Consider the following 16,239-nt stretch of genomic DNA (forward strand, 5'->3'; position numbering starts at 1 on the left):
CAAGGAGTAGTTTAATTGGTAGTTTAATTGGTACGTGAGGACACGTACCAAGGGGGGGGTAACAAGGGGGTTGAAGATAAAGCATTATATTCTTTCTTGTGCAATGGTTCGTGTCCTCACGAACCATTAACCCACATCAAAATTCATCTAGCAAATGCTTCAAAAAAGGAAAAGTATTTTCTCCCTTTTCATAAAATGCGGCTGATGAATATTTGTAATCGGATGGATCAGCAGCTAAATTCCAACGTTCTTGCAGCGGATTGTTATGAATGTAATCCAGTTTTTGCAAAGCCATTTTTTTTGAATACAGCGGGACGGCAAGAGAATCTCTTTGCCAAAATTCGTAGTTCTTGTTTATGGCCTCTACTTTAAATGATGCCAATCCACCAAGGTTCTCCATTTTCTGCATCTTCTTGAATTCATGAGCTGTAAACTTCAAAAACGAGCCATGAGCACTTTCCTTCCCGTTCATCTCATTCATCCTCCATATCAGATGAATGTGGTTGGGCATCACTACAAATGCAAAAACATCGATTTTTCCTTTACCACTCAGATGGGCCAATGAGCTGATAATTACATCCTTATACCTGTCATCATGCATTAAGCACTGCCATTTATTTATTGTGGCTGTCCAAAAGTAGATGACGTCAAGCTCTATATATGATTTTCGTTTGTATTCAGATACATCATTATTCATATGTTTGAAAGTATAAAAATGAGATGGGTTTTGAAAAAATTTGTTGAATTATTGGCCAGGTATAGGCATTGGATACGTGAGGATGTTTAATTGGTAGTAGTAGTTTAATTGGTACGTGAGGACACGTACCAAGGTAGTAGTAAAGGTTTAATTGGTACGTGAGGACACGTACCAAGGGAGAGACACACAGAAAAAGGGCTGCAACTTTCGTTGCAGCCCTTTTTAATATTTAAGATAAGAATAGTTTATGCCACGACAGCTTTCTTCTTTTCAGATTCTGAAATGGGCTTCTTCTTATCCAGGTCAATCACCACGGGAGAAGCGATGAAGATGGATGAATAAGTACCCACTAGTATACCTATCAACAGGGCGAAAGAGAAGCCTCTCAGCACCTCTCCACCGAAGATGAAAAGGATCAATACCACAATCATAGTGGTCAAAGAGGTCATCATTGTTCTGTTCAGGGTGGTGTTGATAGCTGAGTTGAAGATCTTGATCTTGTCGCTACTGGTCCCCAGGTTCAGGTATTCACGTATCCTGTCAAAAACCACCACGGTATCGTTGATAGAATAACCGATAATGGTCAGCAAGGCCGCCACAAATACCTGATCTATCTCAAAATTAATACCCAACAGCCCTGCAATAGCAAATGCAGAAAATACGAACAATGTATCGTGTACCACAGCAACAATGGCACCCGTACTGAACTGCCATTTTCTAAACCTGATCAGGATGTAAAGGAAGATGACAACAACGGAGAAAATACCCGCTTCCATAGATGCTGTCTTAATATCATCCGCGATAGTGGCTCCCACTTTTGATGAGCCTGAGATAGTGAAATGCTCGGCACCCATCTGTGATGCGGTTGATACATACTTCTGGCCGGTGAATGATTCAATCCCACTGATCAAAGCATTTTTTACCTCATCATCGGCTGTATCTGACTCATCATCCACCATGTAAGACGTAGTTACTTTTATGTTGTTATTACCATCATAGTTTTTCACCTCGGTACCTGCGCCCTCAAACACTTTGCCCAAAGCCAGTTTCATATCGGTAGCCACTACAGGATTCTGAAAGTTGACAATATAAGATCTTCCACCTTTGAAATCCACACCCATATTAAGTCCCTGGATAGCTACAAGCGCCAAACCGATCACTATTACAATACCGGATATCATGTAAGCCATTCTTCTGCGGCCCATGAAGTCGATATTCAGATTAGACAGCAGGTTAGAAGAGAATGGGGTACTGAATGATACCTTCGTCTCATCTCCTTTTCTCACCATCCATTCTACAATTACCCTGGTAATATATACTGCTGTGAAGAACGAGCAGGCAATACCGATCATCAGGGTAATGGCGAAACCTTTTACAGGTCCCTGCCCTAAAACGTACAGTATCACAGCGGTCAGGAATGTAGTAACGTTAGCATCAACAATTGAGCTGAATGCCTTTTTATAACCATCAGTAACAGCAGCACGAAGCTTCACTCCATTTCTTAACTCCTCCCTGATCCTTTCGAAGATCAGTACGTTGGCATCAATAGACATACCTATGGTAAGTACGATACCCGCAATACCAGGAAGGGTAAGGGAGGCATTGAACTGTGCCAGGATACCCAAAATAAAGAAGATGTTGAATACCAGCGCAATATTGGCCACAATGCCCCCTTTGGCGTAGTAGGCTACCATGAAAAGCACCACCACTACTAAGCCTGATACAATAGAAATGATACCCTGATTCTGTGCCACCTTACCCAAGGTAGGACCTACAATAGCTTCCTCAACTATCCTTGTAGGGGCCGGAAGAGAGCCGGCTTTCAGTATATTGGCCAAATCCTTTGCTTCTTCAATGGTGAAGTTACCGGATATTTGAGAGCTACCATTTGGTATTTCTCCATTCACGTATGGAGCAGAATATATCAGGTTATCCAACACAATAGCAATTCTTCCCTTCGGTGTCTGATTAGCAGCATCGGCAGTCATTTTAGCCCATACTCTTGTGCCCAAAGCATTCATCTGCATGCTCACAGCAGGACGGCTGAACTGATCGAGGTCCTGACGGGCATCTGTGATCACCTCACCTGTAAGCTTAGCATTGCCACCACGGCCTGTTCTTACAAAATAAAGCTGTAAAAGCTCCTCTCCTGTTTGCTCGTTAACAGTAGGTTTTACGTCCCAAAGGGGCTTCACCGTCCGTGACAAAAGAGACCGTACTTCACTTCTTCTCAGTATTTTCCCTATTACGGCAGTGTCTCGCACATCATATACCAGTCCTCCGCCTGCCTTGGTAAGTGCAAATAAAGGGGAGACATTATCATTCATCAGCGAATCCAGTCGGTCACCATCTGCAGCATCGCTTCCCAGAGCTGCATCAAGATCTCCATCAGTAGTATCCACTTCAGAATCTTCTCCCGAAAGGGCATCAGCAAGATCTTCTTCCTGGTCCTGAGGCACTCCCTGCTCACTTTCTACTTCTGTTTTCAGATCTGATCCCTTCAGCTTCCTGGCTGCCTGCTGCTCCTTTACCAGCATATCATTGATAGCCATCAGGGAATTGTTGATCTCATTCAATTCTGCTACTTCCCAGAATTCCAGCTTAGCTACCCCCTGCAAAAGCTTTCTTACACGCTCAGGATTGTCGGCACCGGGAATTTCGATCTGAATTCTACCTGTACCGGGCAGTCGCTGAATATTAGGCTGAGATGTACCAAACTGGTCAATCCTGGTTCTCAAAATAATGAAAGAACGTTCGATAGCATCTTCAATTTCCTTATTGATAATGTCCATCACCGCCTGGTCACTGTCACTTCTGCTGATGCGGCCACGGTTAGCCGCGGTAGCAAAGATACCCGCTAAAGGCTTGTCCGTTACTTCCTGGTAAGACTGATGGAACAATTCGCCAAAGCGTGTCTGGCTGGTCTTTTGCTTTACTTTGGCCATTTCGAGCGCTTTCTGAAAGTCAGCGTCCTGACTGTTGCCACTCAGGCCTTTAATAATATCAACAGGGGAAACCTCCAGCGTTACCTGCATACCTCCCTGCAAATCGAGACCAAGACTGAGCTCGGTGTCTTTCACTTCTTTATAGGTATACTCTGCTCCAAACAGATTATATACCGGCAGATTATAAATAGAATCAAGATAAGCCTGCTTTTTTTGCAAATCTATAACACCAGTCTCGCTGGTAGCAAACTTAATAGCATCTTGCTGTATACCGCGTGCCACAAAGGTGAACGACAGATAGTAGATGCAAAGCAATGTAATGATGATTGTTAAAAAAACAACCGCACCTTTATTTCGCATTTTGAATAAAAATTTAAGTTAAAGTCTTTAGAATTAGTTTTGTATTGGCATACACCTATACACTGGGTGATAAAAGTAACTTCCCGGAGTAAAAAGGAAATATTAGGGAGCGTTCGGTGCTATGATCAACCGAAAGAGTGTCTTAAAGTAGGCATTGAAATCGACTTCCTGGTCAATAGCAATCTCTACTTCGTCTGTGTTTTCTAAATAGATCTCAGCAATAAAGTGCAGGGCATGTGAAATCGTGTATTGCACTACAGAGGCCACCGCATCTTTGCTGATCGTGAGTACGTCATGCTTTGGCTCTCCTTTCTGATCGTTTACCTCGGTGTTCACCTTGGCTTCTTCATTAGCAAGAAAGTTGTAATAGCATGACTGGGATACCAAAATAACCACAGCGGCTAATATGCCAAAGCATATACCTATGGTCTGCTTATATCTTGATATTTTCCCTAGCTTTTTCATTTCAGAGCCTACAAAAGTAGCGATAATCACCTACAAAACAAGAAATGAACTTTATTTATTAATCTTAGATTTAAGGAAGCCGCAAAGTACATCCAAAGCGGTATGAAAGCTTCTGTTATTCGGGATCACCATGTCTGCCTCGTCCTTCAGTGGCTCAAGATAGCGCTCATAGGTAGGCATTACATGTTTTTCAAACCGGTATAGGGTGTCTTCAAGGTCATAGCCCCGCTCAATCTGGTCTCTTACTATTCTCCTCTTAAGCTTAATATGGTTTTTGGCAGAAATAAATAATTTTAAATCTAGCAGATCGCTGATCTCAGGAAAGTGCATTACAAACAGGCCTTCTATCACCACAATAGGCGCTGGATTGAAATGGAGCATTTTTGGCACCAGATCGGCATTTTCAAAAGTATATTCCAACCGTGAGAACGCCTGGCCGTTTTTGATCTTTTTCACGTCATCGGCAAAAGCTGCAGCATCTATGGATTGTGGTGTATCAAAATTCTTGATCCCATTTTCATCCAGTATCTGCTGCTCCAGCGGCAGGTAATAATTATCCTGCGAAATAAGGCAAATATCTTTAGGGTTGAAATGGTCGAGCAGGCTTTTTAAAAAAGTTGTTTTGCCGGAAGCGCTGCCTCCTGTAATTCCAATAACAAATGGATTCACGATTTAACTCTTATAATGGGTTGATATATAGTCGACCAATTTCCTGACGGCAATACCGCGATGGCTGATCTCATTTTTTTCGGCCATGGTCATCTGGGCGAAGGTTTTGTCATAACCCTCGGGTTTAAATACCGGATCATAGCCGAAGCCATCACCTCCTGCTTTTTCCCGGATGACCTCTCCTTTCACTACGCCTTCAAACTGTTTTATGTTGCCCTCTGCTATAAGAGTGATCACTGTTCTGAACTGAGCGCCCCTGTTGTCAAAGGATTCCAGCTTTTTGAGCAGCAGTGAAATATTGTCTTCATTATTTCTTCCCTCTCCGGCATATCGTGCTGAATACACCCCCGGCTCTCCGTCAAGGGCAAATACCTCGAGGCCCGTATCATCAGCAAAGCAGGGAATATTATATTTTTGGAAGACGTATTCTGCCTTTTGGTGTGAATTGCCCTCTAATGTCAGTTGATCCTCCCGTAACTCTTCAGTACAGCCTATTTCCTGAAGGCTAACCAAGGTTAAGCCTTCAGGCAACAACTGTTGTATTTCATTAAGTTTATTGACATTGTTAGTGGCAAAACAGATCTTCATTATTGCTACTATTTTACCTCTATGAGGTCCACTTCAAACATAAGATTTGAATTAGGAGGTATGCTTTGCCCCGAGCCCGTTTTTCCATAGCCAAAAGGTGATGGTAAATACATGGTAACCGAACCACCCTCTTTGACTAAAGGTAAGATTACCTGCCAGCCGCCTATAAGGCCTCTCAGTGAGAAGGTTTTGTTGGTTCCTGAATCGAAATTCACCTTGCTTCCAAGCAGACGCCCATGATAGTTTACCGTCACATTATTTTCGTATTTCGGGCTATCTCCTGAGCCCTGATCAAGAATATATCTGATACCACTAGGGTGTTTGGTGGCTGTTATTCCCCAGGCATCAAGTGAGTCATCAATGATAGCAATGTCCTTTTTCAACTGCCTGGAGTGGATCTCTACCAGTTCCACTTCAATGATAAGTGTAGCATTGGCAGGTACATTCCCTGTACCGCCCTGACCGTAGGCATAAAAAGAAGGCACGTAAGCTGTGGCTGTGCCACCTTCCTGAATTTTCAGAAGAGGGAGCTGGATACCCGCTATTAAAGAGCCCCATGATCTTTTTACACTGCTCTCACTACCTACCACGGTTCCATTCGCAAGTAATTTTTCGGTGTAGCTGATTGTGACCGAATCCAGAATATAGGGCATTAAGCCTTCTCCCTGATCTTCTATTACATATCTTATACCTGTTTGCTCATCCGTATTTGCCTGAATGCCATTTTCCGAAAGGTAAGCATCAATATCCTTCAGTTCCTTAAAATATTGATCCTGCTCATTAAAAGCATTGTCATCGGAATTACATCCTAACAGAAAAAATACGGAGCCAAGCGCTATGACAAGTAATAATTGCTTAATTGTTTTCATCTTTTACAACATCCACCAACTCCACATCAAATACAAGAATAGAATTAGGCACGATCTCAGCGCTTCTCTGACGAGGTCCATATGCCAAGGGTGAAGGAATATACAAAGTAGCTTTACCGCCTTCTTTTAAAAGGGGAATACCTTCATCCCAGCCTCTGATCATCTGCCCTTGACCTAGTTTGAATTCAAGTGGTTCATAAGGCTCTCTTCTTTCATCATAAATATCCTCCTTCTGAGCCACCTCTTTGTAGCTGGTGTCGAAGTATGGGCCGTTAAGTATTCTTCCTACGTAGTTTACTTTTACCATATCACCTGCAGCAGCCTGCTCGCCAGTGCCTTCTTTCTCCATGGTATAAAATATACCAGATTCTGTTTTCTGAGCTTCAATGCCATTTTCCTTCAGGTACTCTTCAATGATAGCTACATCTTCAGTCAGTTGTTTGGTAGCATCAGCCTCTTGTTTTTGTTGTTGCTTCTTCATCATTTCCTGCTGCCACGCCATTATTTCATCCTGGTTGAGCACGTCAGCTACCCCCAGGTTAAAAGTAAGCGTGCTTTCCTTGTTTACATTTGGAGGCAGATCAGCTTTCACGGAATTGGCGAAAAAATCTTCAACACTAATGCTAAAAGTGACACTGTCTCCTTTTTTTAGTTCATTGAAAATTTGCTCAATACTTCCCTCATTGGCTTTCCATACGGAATCGTTTTTGGGTACTATTACCGGAATACCATTATCGGCGGTATTCATCCATACAGAGTCGGTTTCATCTTTATATTGCATGTTCATTAATATGTACTGGCCATCTTCCACAGGTCCACCCTCACCTTCTTTTATCATGGTATAAGCAAGGCCTGATTCTGTTTTGCGCTCCTTGCTGCCGCACGATTGCAAAACTGCCACTATAGCTATTGCAACAAAAATTCTTAATGTGTTGATCATTTATGCGTAGGTTTTAATTTTCGTACTTAATTCACTTTTATATTCTTTGAGAACACTCTCAAATTTATTTACTGTTTCCTCCAGGGTCGTGTCTGATTTACCTCCGGCTGCATTTTTATGTCCCCCTCCCTCAAAATGTTTTTTGGCAAATTCATTCACTGAAAAATCACCAATAGAGCGGAACGACATCTTCACGGATTCCGTGCGGTCTATGATCACCGCTGCAAATTTTATTCCCTCTATTGACAAAGCATAGTTCACTAACCCTTCAGTGTCACCGGTTTTAGAGTTAAACCTCTTGAGTTCTTCTGCAGATATAGCAAAATAAGCAGTATTATAATCCTCCAGTACTTTTAGCTTTTCATTCAGAGCAAAGCCTAGGAATTTCACCTTATCTAATGAGTTGGTGTCGTACACCAGCTTAGATACTTTTGCCGTATCAGCTCCGAGGGTTGTGAGTTCAGCACATACCATAAATACATTACGTGTGGTGTTGGGGTGCTTAAAGCTGCCTGTATCGGTCATTATTCCCGCATAAAGGCTCTCTGCAATATCTTTATCGATCAGATTTTTGTCACCCAGATCCACGATCAGGTCATACACCAGTTCGGCTGTAGCCGCTGCGCCGGTACTCCAATAAATGAAATCAGCAAAGTCTTCCGGCTCAAGATGATGGTCTATCAGCACTTTAGTGCACTCGGTATTTCTCACCATCTCTCCCAGTTCATTGATCCGGTTCAGGCTTGAAAAATCAAGGCAGAAGATCATATCTGCATTATTTACAAGTCCTTCGGATTTATCTTCATTCCCCTCGTTGAAAATGATCACTTCATCATTTCCCTTCATCCACGCAAGGAAATTGGGATAATCAGTTGGGGTTATGACTGCCACATCGTGCCCTTTTTTCTTCAAATAACCCGCCAGCCCCAGCGAGGATCCCAAAGCATCGGCATCCGGCTTGTGGTGAGTTGTGATCACCACTTTTTTAGGACTACTGATGAGCGTTTTAAAAGCTTCCAGATTCTGCATTCCTTCATTAACTGCCACCCTCTGTAAGGGAGGCTTCCGTTTTTAATAAACGGCAAAATTGATAATAAAATATATCAAATACAAAAGCGGGGTGTCAGATTATCTGTATGCATAACATTTACCACGGCCTGATCCATTAATTAAGAAATATTCTTCTATTTTTGCGGAAAATTCAAAAAACGCAATAAATTATGGCTGGAAACAGAACCTTCACAATGATAAAACCTGATGCCGTAGGTGCCGGAAATACGGGCGCTATCATAAAAATGATAGAAGAAGCAGGTTTTAAAATTGTAGCAATGAAAAAAACCTATATGTCTAAAGAAAGAGCAGGACAGTTTTATGCTGTTCATAAAGAACGCCCTTTCTATCAGGATCTTACTAACTATATGTCATCAGGACCGATTGTGCCTATGATCCTGGAAAAAGACAATGCTGTTGAAGATTTCAGGAAGCTGATCGGGGCCACTAACCCTCAGGATGCCGCAGAGGGCACTATCAGAAAACTTTTTGCAAAATCTATTGAGGCTAATGCCATCCACGGCTCTGATTCTGATGAGAATGCAGAGATCGAAGGCAGATTTTTCTTCGCTGACGTAGAAAAATTCTAAGAAGCTTCTATTAAGGTATCATCTCGACCTCAGGGAAACTTCCTTTGGCCGAAATGATATCTTTACCTTAACTGCTAATTAGTGTCTCTAAGAAAACGCCACTTAGAGTTTTCTACAAACACTAATTAGCACGTAAGATCGTCACCCTCAATACATTCTCCTTCTCATCAAAAACCTGGTGCAGGTTTTCCGGCTTCAGCTCAAAGGGTTTAATACCTACGTAATCCGCAATTTTAGCATCCAGCCATACCGACTTATCGAGCCATACCTTGTTGGGTTGAGGCGTGGGATCTCCATAAGCAATATTCGGTTCCGGATCAGGGTCTCCATAAAAGATCATGTCCAAATCGAATCCATTACCGGAAAAAATGTATGTACCATACTTCTTGTTTGAGTAATTTGGCTCAATATACCTTCTTTCTATCTCGGTTTCTACCACAACCGAATTGACCTGCTCTTCCAATTGAAACTGAGCAAACATTTCGTTCAGCGAGCCTTTAAAATATTCAGGAATGATCTTAGCCACTGGATTTTCATACTTTAAAGGAAACTTCATGACTGAGGTAAAGGCATTGAAAGTGCCATTCTTTTCATTATACACAACAGGATATACACCCGCAGGAATAGCATTTCCATTGAGCTCATAATCTTTCACACTCTCCTCGTCCAGGAGCATAGTAGTGCGAAGATGCAGATTTCCCTTAGACACCATATGCGACCATTCTTTGTAAAACTGAACGCCCAGCACATCGGCATTTACCGGGAAATAAGCTGCCGTGCTTGAAGGATCGATCTGTATCTGGGCAGCATCGCGTAATGAACCAAATAATTCAGGATTGATATGAAATTTTTCATATATGATCCACGGATCTCTCCACTCGATACCACAAGGCACGATAGCACATGGGTCTAGCCACGGGATACACTTTTCATAATAAGTATTACATGCCCCCCATTGGTTAACACATTCTATGTGTAAAGGGCCTCTGACAATACGCCCGGGGTCTACCACCGGAAAACATATCCCCCTTCCAAATCTGGTATCATCTGAGCCTTTGATTACCTGGTGCGTTTCCTGGCTCACCGGTTTATCTCCTGGCCGGTCGAACACCTCCTCCTGACATGCATTCATAAAGAGAACAAGCACTGCCATAACAAAGCCTGGCAAATAATTCAGCGATCTTTTATTTCGTTTTTTCATAATAAATTGGTTTTAGCGTTTATGATTAGTGTAACGGCAGTGCACTTCGTTACCGCATTCCAACTGTTTTTGAAAAAAGAAAATGCTATGCTCTGCGATATCTTCGAAAAGCCATTGTTGCTATAAGTACCAGGGCCAGAAGTGCTATTATAAGGAATGTGTAGGTAGGATAATGCTTTTCTACAACGGGTGTAGGGTCTCCCATCAGCGTAAAGCCAGACCAGTAGTATGGGTGTGCGAAGTATTTATTCTGCGGGTCTTTAATAAAAGAAAGTTTGGCCTGCCGGAGGGCTTCATCTTTGCGCATGCCTTCACTTAAATTAAAAAAGAAATTCTCCATAATACCCGCTGATGACCTGTCATTCACTGACCATAAGCTCATGGTTACACTCGGACATCCTGCAAATTGAAATGCTCTGCCGAGGCTCATGATCCCTTCTCCCCTGGCGTACCTGCCAATACCCGTCTCACACGCGCTTAACACCACCAGGTTAGCCTTCAGCGGCATGTTGTAGAGCTCATATAGATGTAAAATATTATCGTTGCCGTAATTTTCCTCACCGGTACTGACCTCAGTGCCTGCAAAGTAGAAGGCCGAAGAATTTGGGTTCAAATCGTCAACACGGGCGTGCATTGACAGATGCAAAATGGCGGCCTCAGCCGCATTGTCGCGAAAGCTATTTTCAGTGGCTGACTGATTTAAAAAATATCTTGCCTCCAAAGTACGCATAAGCCTGCTTAACCTCCTGGTCATTAAACTTAAGCTTTGAAAGAAAAGACCTGTCATTCATGGCAAGTAGGCCCTCACTATATTCGGGAGCAAAACCCATGTAGTCATTACTGCCTTTACTCCTGGTCATGTTTTCCTTCTCCTTCATCAAAGACACAGAATAGTCATAACCAACACTATATTTATTTAAAAGCATAACAGGCTGGGTTCCTTCTTTATCCACATTTTCGGATTCCACGAGCGTCTCAAAAGGAAAATAGCCAAGTAAGCCGTCACTAATCAGGAGCAATCGCCCACCTAAAGCTGGCAATACCTCCTTTAAGGGTTCAATCAGTGTTTGGTACAATCCATGACTAACTTTCAGGTAATGCTGATAAGCCGAATCAGCAGTAGGTGGATTTTTAAGTTCATTCAATGCGACTAAAAGTTGCTGATCCAGGGTCTTATTGGACATCTTCCTTAATATCGATTTATCCCTGGATATACCGAAAACGTACAGGTCGTTATCCCCATAAAAATATTCGATTACCGTCTCATCAGGTTCCAATCCATTTTGTAGCTGATCCGTACTTAATGTTGAAGATTTGTATTTCAACCGATGATATTCCGGATACATTGCTTCAAGTGTTTCAATAAGTGCATGGTATCTTTCACGGGCTTGTAGTAGTTGGTGTTGCCTTTCTTTTCTCACCGCAGATTCATTGCTTAACTCCAACAGGCTTTGTTGCCAGTAATAAATTCGGCCCTTCAGTTGGTTTTCTTCATGAATAAGCGCATCAGGAACACCTGCAAAAAGTTTTGATGACATGTCTCTTACCGCCTCTATTAACTGGCTGGCCCGGCTTTTTTCGGAAAAATAAAATGCCTTTTCCAGATAAAGGGGATCAGAGGTGATTTCATAAGCCTCAAAAGTGGCTTGAAGTCCACGTTCGAAGGTGGATAGCGTTACCGAGGCAAGGAACTGCTTGGATTCCGCACTTTGAAAACCCATTCTGATATGGTCAATGAGCCGGACTGCTTGTTCATACGACTCTATGGATGCAAGCAGATACTTTGGCTCACCCTCATTAACATACCAATCATAGAAACTGTCTGCCTTTAGAAGGATCACTTTCAGAAATTCACTCTCGAGCGTCTCCGTACCTATCTGTGGTGTTTCATAGATACCTACGCTTTCTGTGCTTCCTGCCAGATACTGCAGAGCATCTTGATAAGCTGTCAGCGCTTTCTCCCACTTTTTTTGTAGCATAAACACATTACCTTTTTCATATGAAGCACGGGCTTTAAATCTATTGCCTCCGTCAACCCCCTTTCCGGCTAATAATTGTCCCTTTTCAATGTATTTCAGTGCTGCGTCTGTGTTATTCATTTTTAAATAGATGCTGGCTGTCTCAAACAGAAGCTTCATCTGCTGCTCAGGGTCAGCCTGTTTACTCAATTTCAAACCTTTTTCCAGAGCAGACAATGCACGCTCGTAACTACCTAGACCCATGTATGCATCTGCCAGTTGCGTATATATCTTCAGATATAGATTATGAGCCCCCGGGGTGTTTTCTTTGCCATTTAATTTTGTCAGTGAATTCTTAAGAATCGTTATTACATCATGATATACCTCGGCTTCTTGTAGTATGGTATTTTGATGGTATAATATCTTAGCCTGTACGGACTCAATAAATGCCAATTGATAGCTATGATCCCGTACAGAATTATAACTGGGATTAAATCCGGGAAGTACATGACGTGCCATCACAACGTATTGTAAAGCATTTTGATAGTCGCCATCCATAATGGAGAGCTGACATATATTTACCAGGCTATTAAAGGTTTGTAGAGAATCAGAAATTACCAATACGCCATTATCAAAAACTGTCTGTTTGAAGTTACCAAGTGCATTTGAAAAATCACCCTGGTAGTAGTAGTACATACCTCTCATGTACGAGACCTCCCGCACCAATTCGTTACCCAGGATGGTGCTATCCCCTGCATTTTGATAATGATACACGATACTATCCGCTTCGTCCAGGTAAGAATTCAACGAATCGATCATGAAATGATGCTCAGCTACATAGGCCTTATTAATTAATGCGAACAGATACCCCCTCTCCCAATCATTTTCATAGGCCTCTTTTAAAAAAAAATTTAGATAGTAAAGTGCACTATCAGGATTTTCAAAATAATGCCGATCCATCATGGCATTCACATCATCAATAAATGTGTTCTCATCTGAATAATCCTGAGCGTTGACGCCTAATGATGAGATAAATATTAAAAAGACAAAAAGTCCGTACTGCACGGACTTTTTGTAGATATCATATCCACATTTAACTGATTTGACATTGAAAATCATTATTTTTTTACAATAAAGTGGCCTTTTGGAAAAGGATCGGTCTGCATGTTCAGTGTTTTTATCTGCTCTTTTTCATCAGTAATAAAAGCCTTGAAATCAATTACCAACTCCTGTTCAGCAAGATGAGGATTAACCACCTCATATTTAAAGGTGGCTTCCTGCCTTTCTTTATCATATTTTTCCAGTACTCCTTTTGCAAATATATCATCGCCATTGCTTCGAGTTGCGGCTAAAGTTTGCATACTCCTTATGGCACTCGTGGATTCTGCCGGATATGTAGTAAAATATATGATCCTCAATATCCGTACATCAACTGGAGGAATACATCCCTGAATGATCCCACAAATACGTCCTCCTCTTCCTACACTTAGCAAGGCCGTGACCAGTTCATGATTGCCACAATACTTTTCACACTGCGAATCGCTTGAGCATTCACAATACCTATCACCATTCAAATCGCACGCTTTAGCATCTTCTTGTGATCTACAGGTGTGCACAAAATAATTTGTAGTGGTGGGTTCTGCCGGTTCACAGCCACTAAGGGCAACGATCGCAATAAATATTAAAACTAGTTGGTTTAGCTTGGTTTGCATCGGTTGGTTTATTAATGGTTAATTTAATATTTAAAAATAGTAACTCTTTGGTTAAAGCAAATACTTCCACAGGAACTATTTATTGCTTCTCATCCGGGTACAGGCTATAAAACGGCTTCATTTTCTCTTCATAACTCTTCGCGTGCCATATTTCCCAGGCCTCTTTTGATGAAGGCCGTGCTTTCCTGTCTGATGCAGCAGACCTTTCAACGTTAATATAGAGCACGGGCCTTAGCGATGCCTGTGACATTTCGCTGGAATAAATTATCACCTGAGCTTCTCCGGCAAATACTGCCAGGCGGAGGCCTTTATTCATTCCCTCTTCACAGAGCCACTTTTCAATGATTTCCCGTGGTATAAAAACAGGCAAAGGTCGCATAGACCTTATATCGTTGCTTGTTTGAAGATTAACGGGATAGCCCATATTTACCAGGCCCTTTAACTCAAAGTAAGGATCATTTACCGCCCATGTTTCCTCTCCGCCCGCACGACCCCATTCTTCACTGTTGTTAGCAGCTATCCAAGTAACTTCTGTTTCGTTAAATAATGGCGAATCATCACCATAAATACCCACTTGAAGAAGCGCTTCACTTGCTCCAAGAGTAAGATATAATCCGTTAATAAAAAGTGTAGCGTCATTAATGTATAACTGACCTGAGCAGACGCCTGCCCCCAACTCTTCTTCAATTACTTCAGCCAACCCATCAAATCTCAATACAGCGGTAGCGCTGTCTACTTGCGTTGGGTCTGCTCCGTTTTCCTGTGTAACAGCATAAATAAACTCCCCTCCAGGTGTCGGAGGACTCGAAAAAATATCTATTGTGTTATACAAAGTAGCATCAGTAGTACCGTTATACCCTTTATATCCATTCTGGAAGTAGAAAGACGCTGTGTTGGCGTCTTTTCCATCCGTTCCTGGTGTTCCAGGTTCTCCTTGCTCCCCTTGTTCCCCCTGCAATCCTTGCTCACCCTGAGTGCCCTGAGGCCCCGGATCGCCTTTGTCACCTTCGCATGCCATCATGGGCATTACCCCGATCAATAATATTATAAGTATACTTTTCATTTTTAAAAAATGTTTATTGTAATTTTTCTTTTACTCACAAGAATCCTCATACTCAACGGTAAGGATAAGGTCCCCACTGCCACCGATCAGTACCGAGGTAATGTCTTCGGTGACTCCCAGAGACTGAATATGTTGATTGAACAACGTCTCTACTATCACTCTGTTATTCATAAAATAGGCGGCTACCTGCTGTTCTATTTGTTCTTTGGCCTGGTTTTCCCGGTTGGGAGCTAAGAGGTCGCAAGCAAAGGCGCAGGCATTGTCATGGCAGGGGCCCTCTTCTTCAAAAGTTGATGACATCTTCACCACGGTTTCAGTGATGGTTAACCTCCCTGCCCTGGTGCCAAACGACAACAACACATCAAGCTTCATGTCGTTTAAGTGAACACGCGGGTCGCCACAAAAACAAAAGGCATTGTTAACACAGTTGCCGATCACCTCATGTCCTTCATCCTCGAGATCAATGGTAATCAGAGCCTTTCCTCCACGTGTACCCGGGGTAAAGCTCACAGAATTAACATCGTTGATATAGAGGGAGTAAGGATCCTGCCGCTGAACTGGGATATCAAAAACAAGGTTCACTCCCAGCGCCTCAAGGCGAAAGAAACTGTCATCCGGTTTGTAGAATGCTCTTTCATCCGATGGATCAAATTCATGATCGTTAGGCGTGTAGTTATTCAGTCTTAGGTCAATCTCAGCAAACAAACCGTTGAGCATACCGATCCACTCCGACTCCGGCAGTGTACGAACCTCCCGGCGCACGCCATCTGAACAGCAGGCCGACAAGTATAAACTTCCCACAGTAATTAAAGCCACTATAGAACAATGGGTAAATCTAATTTTAAACATTTCCTTCTTTTTGCCTTGGTGACCACTGTTATCAGGAGGTTACCGGCAAATCGGAAAAAAATTTTTATACAAATCCTGATATTATTAATGTGTAAGAAAAAGGATTTTTATTGTCAGATTGGGATGTCAGACATTATCTAAAGTCATAAAATCCAAAAATTCAGTATTTTAGCATCACAAAAATGGGAATGGGTAATTTACCCCTTTTCAGCCATCAAAAGATTGTCTATCTTGGCCGGTTAATAGAAAACGGTAACCTTTTGGCGCCAGCCTACACTAACGA

15 protein-coding genes are annotated in these 16,239 nt (G+C 42.3%); 1 reads left to right on the top strand and 14 read right to left on the bottom strand.

The window, feature by feature from the left end; genetic code table 11:
* Positions 1-136: 136 nt before the first annotated feature.
* The 8 genes from C900_RS13665 to C900_RS13705 form a co-directional block, all read right to left on the bottom strand.
* The gene (locus C900_RS13665; RefSeq protein ID WP_245558433.1) at positions 137-697 is read right to left on the bottom strand and encodes a transposase; all 561 of its coding nucleotides are present in this window, start codon (positions 695-697) and stop codon (positions 137-139) included.
* Between the two features lie 245 nt (positions 698-942).
* Positions 943-4,002 (bottom strand): protein translocase subunit SecDF, encoded by a 3,060-nt coding sequence (gene secDF / locus C900_RS13670; protein ID WP_009580557.1) that lies wholly within the window; start codon positions 4,000-4,002, stop codon positions 943-945.
* A gap of 102 nt (positions 4,003-4,104) precedes the next feature.
* On the bottom strand, positions 4,105-4,467 hold the full coding sequence (locus tag C900_RS13675) for a hypothetical protein (RefSeq protein WP_009580558.1): 363 nt from the start codon (positions 4,465-4,467) through the stop codon (positions 4,105-4,107).
* Positions 4,468-4,518: 51 nt separating this feature from the next.
* Positions 4,519-5,139 (bottom strand): uridine kinase family protein, encoded by a 621-nt coding sequence (locus C900_RS13680; RefSeq protein ID WP_157494029.1) that lies wholly within the window; start codon positions 5,137-5,139, stop codon positions 4,519-4,521.
* The gene (locus tag C900_RS13685; RefSeq protein ID WP_009580560.1) at positions 5,140-5,724 is read right to left on the bottom strand and encodes a non-canonical purine NTP diphosphatase; all 585 of its coding nucleotides are present in this window, start codon (positions 5,722-5,724) and stop codon (positions 5,140-5,142) included.
* Positions 5,725-5,732: 8 nt separating this feature from the next.
* Positions 5,733-6,593 (bottom strand): FKBP-type peptidyl-prolyl cis-trans isomerase, encoded by an 861-nt coding sequence (locus C900_RS28480; RefSeq protein WP_009580561.1) that lies wholly within the window; start codon positions 6,591-6,593, stop codon positions 5,733-5,735.
* Positions 6,580-7,533: an FKBP-type peptidyl-prolyl cis-trans isomerase gene (locus C900_RS13700; RefSeq protein ID WP_009580562.1), complete on the bottom strand. Its 954-nt coding sequence runs from the start codon at positions 7,531-7,533 to the stop codon at positions 6,580-6,582. Before C900_RS13700 ends, C900_RS28480 begins: the two co-directional genes overlap by 14 nt.
* Complete coding sequence (locus C900_RS13705; protein ID WP_009580563.1) at positions 7,534-8,562, bottom strand: DHH family phosphoesterase; 1,029 nt, start codon at positions 8,560-8,562, stop codon at positions 7,534-7,536.
* A 191-nt stretch (positions 8,563-8,753) separates the two neighbouring features.
* Between C900_RS13705 and C900_RS13710 the strand changes: the two genes are divergently transcribed.
* Positions 8,754-9,173: a nucleoside-diphosphate kinase gene (locus C900_RS13710; protein WP_040496791.1), complete on the top strand. Its 420-nt coding sequence runs from the start codon at positions 8,754-8,756 to the stop codon at positions 9,171-9,173.
* 121 nt (positions 9,174-9,294) lie between these two features.
* Here C900_RS13710 and C900_RS13715 read toward each other — a convergent pair whose 3' ends face one another.
* From C900_RS13715 to C900_RS13740, 6 genes are all read right to left on the bottom strand, one after another.
* Positions 9,295-10,374: a hypothetical protein gene (locus C900_RS13715; RefSeq protein ID WP_009580565.1), complete on the bottom strand. Its 1,080-nt coding sequence runs from the start codon at positions 10,372-10,374 to the stop codon at positions 9,295-9,297.
* Between the two features lie 85 nt (positions 10,375-10,459).
* Positions 10,460-11,128 (bottom strand): CHAT domain-containing protein, encoded by a 669-nt coding sequence (locus C900_RS13720; RefSeq protein ID WP_157494027.1) that lies wholly within the window; start codon positions 11,126-11,128, stop codon positions 10,460-10,462.
* Complete coding sequence (locus C900_RS13725) at positions 11,058-13,451, bottom strand: tetratricopeptide repeat protein (protein ID WP_009580567.1); 2,394 nt, start codon at positions 13,449-13,451, stop codon at positions 11,058-11,060. The genes C900_RS13720 and C900_RS13725 overlap by 71 nt, the downstream gene beginning before the upstream one ends.
* Entirely contained in the window at positions 13,451-14,044 is a 594-nt protein-coding gene (locus tag C900_RS13730; RefSeq protein WP_040496792.1) for a hypothetical protein, read from the bottom strand. Before C900_RS13730 ends, C900_RS13725 begins: the two co-directional genes overlap by 1 nt.
* Before the next feature lie 79 nt (positions 14,045-14,123).
* On the bottom strand, positions 14,124-15,107 hold the full coding sequence (locus tag C900_RS13735) for a collagen-like triple helix repeat-containing protein (protein WP_009580569.1): 984 nt from the start codon (positions 15,105-15,107) through the stop codon (positions 14,124-14,126).
* A 30-nt stretch (positions 15,108-15,137) separates the two neighbouring features.
* Entirely contained in the window at positions 15,138-15,956 is an 819-nt protein-coding gene (locus C900_RS13740) for a hypothetical protein (RefSeq protein ID WP_157494028.1), read from the bottom strand.
* Positions 15,957-16,239 lie beyond the last annotated feature (283 nt).

Origin of the sequence: Fulvivirga imtechensis AK7 (assembly GCF_000331535.1) — a bacterium.
In the GTDB taxonomy this organism is placed as follows: Bacteria; Bacteroidota; Bacteroidia; order Cytophagales; family Cyclobacteriaceae; genus Fulvivirga; species Fulvivirga imtechensis.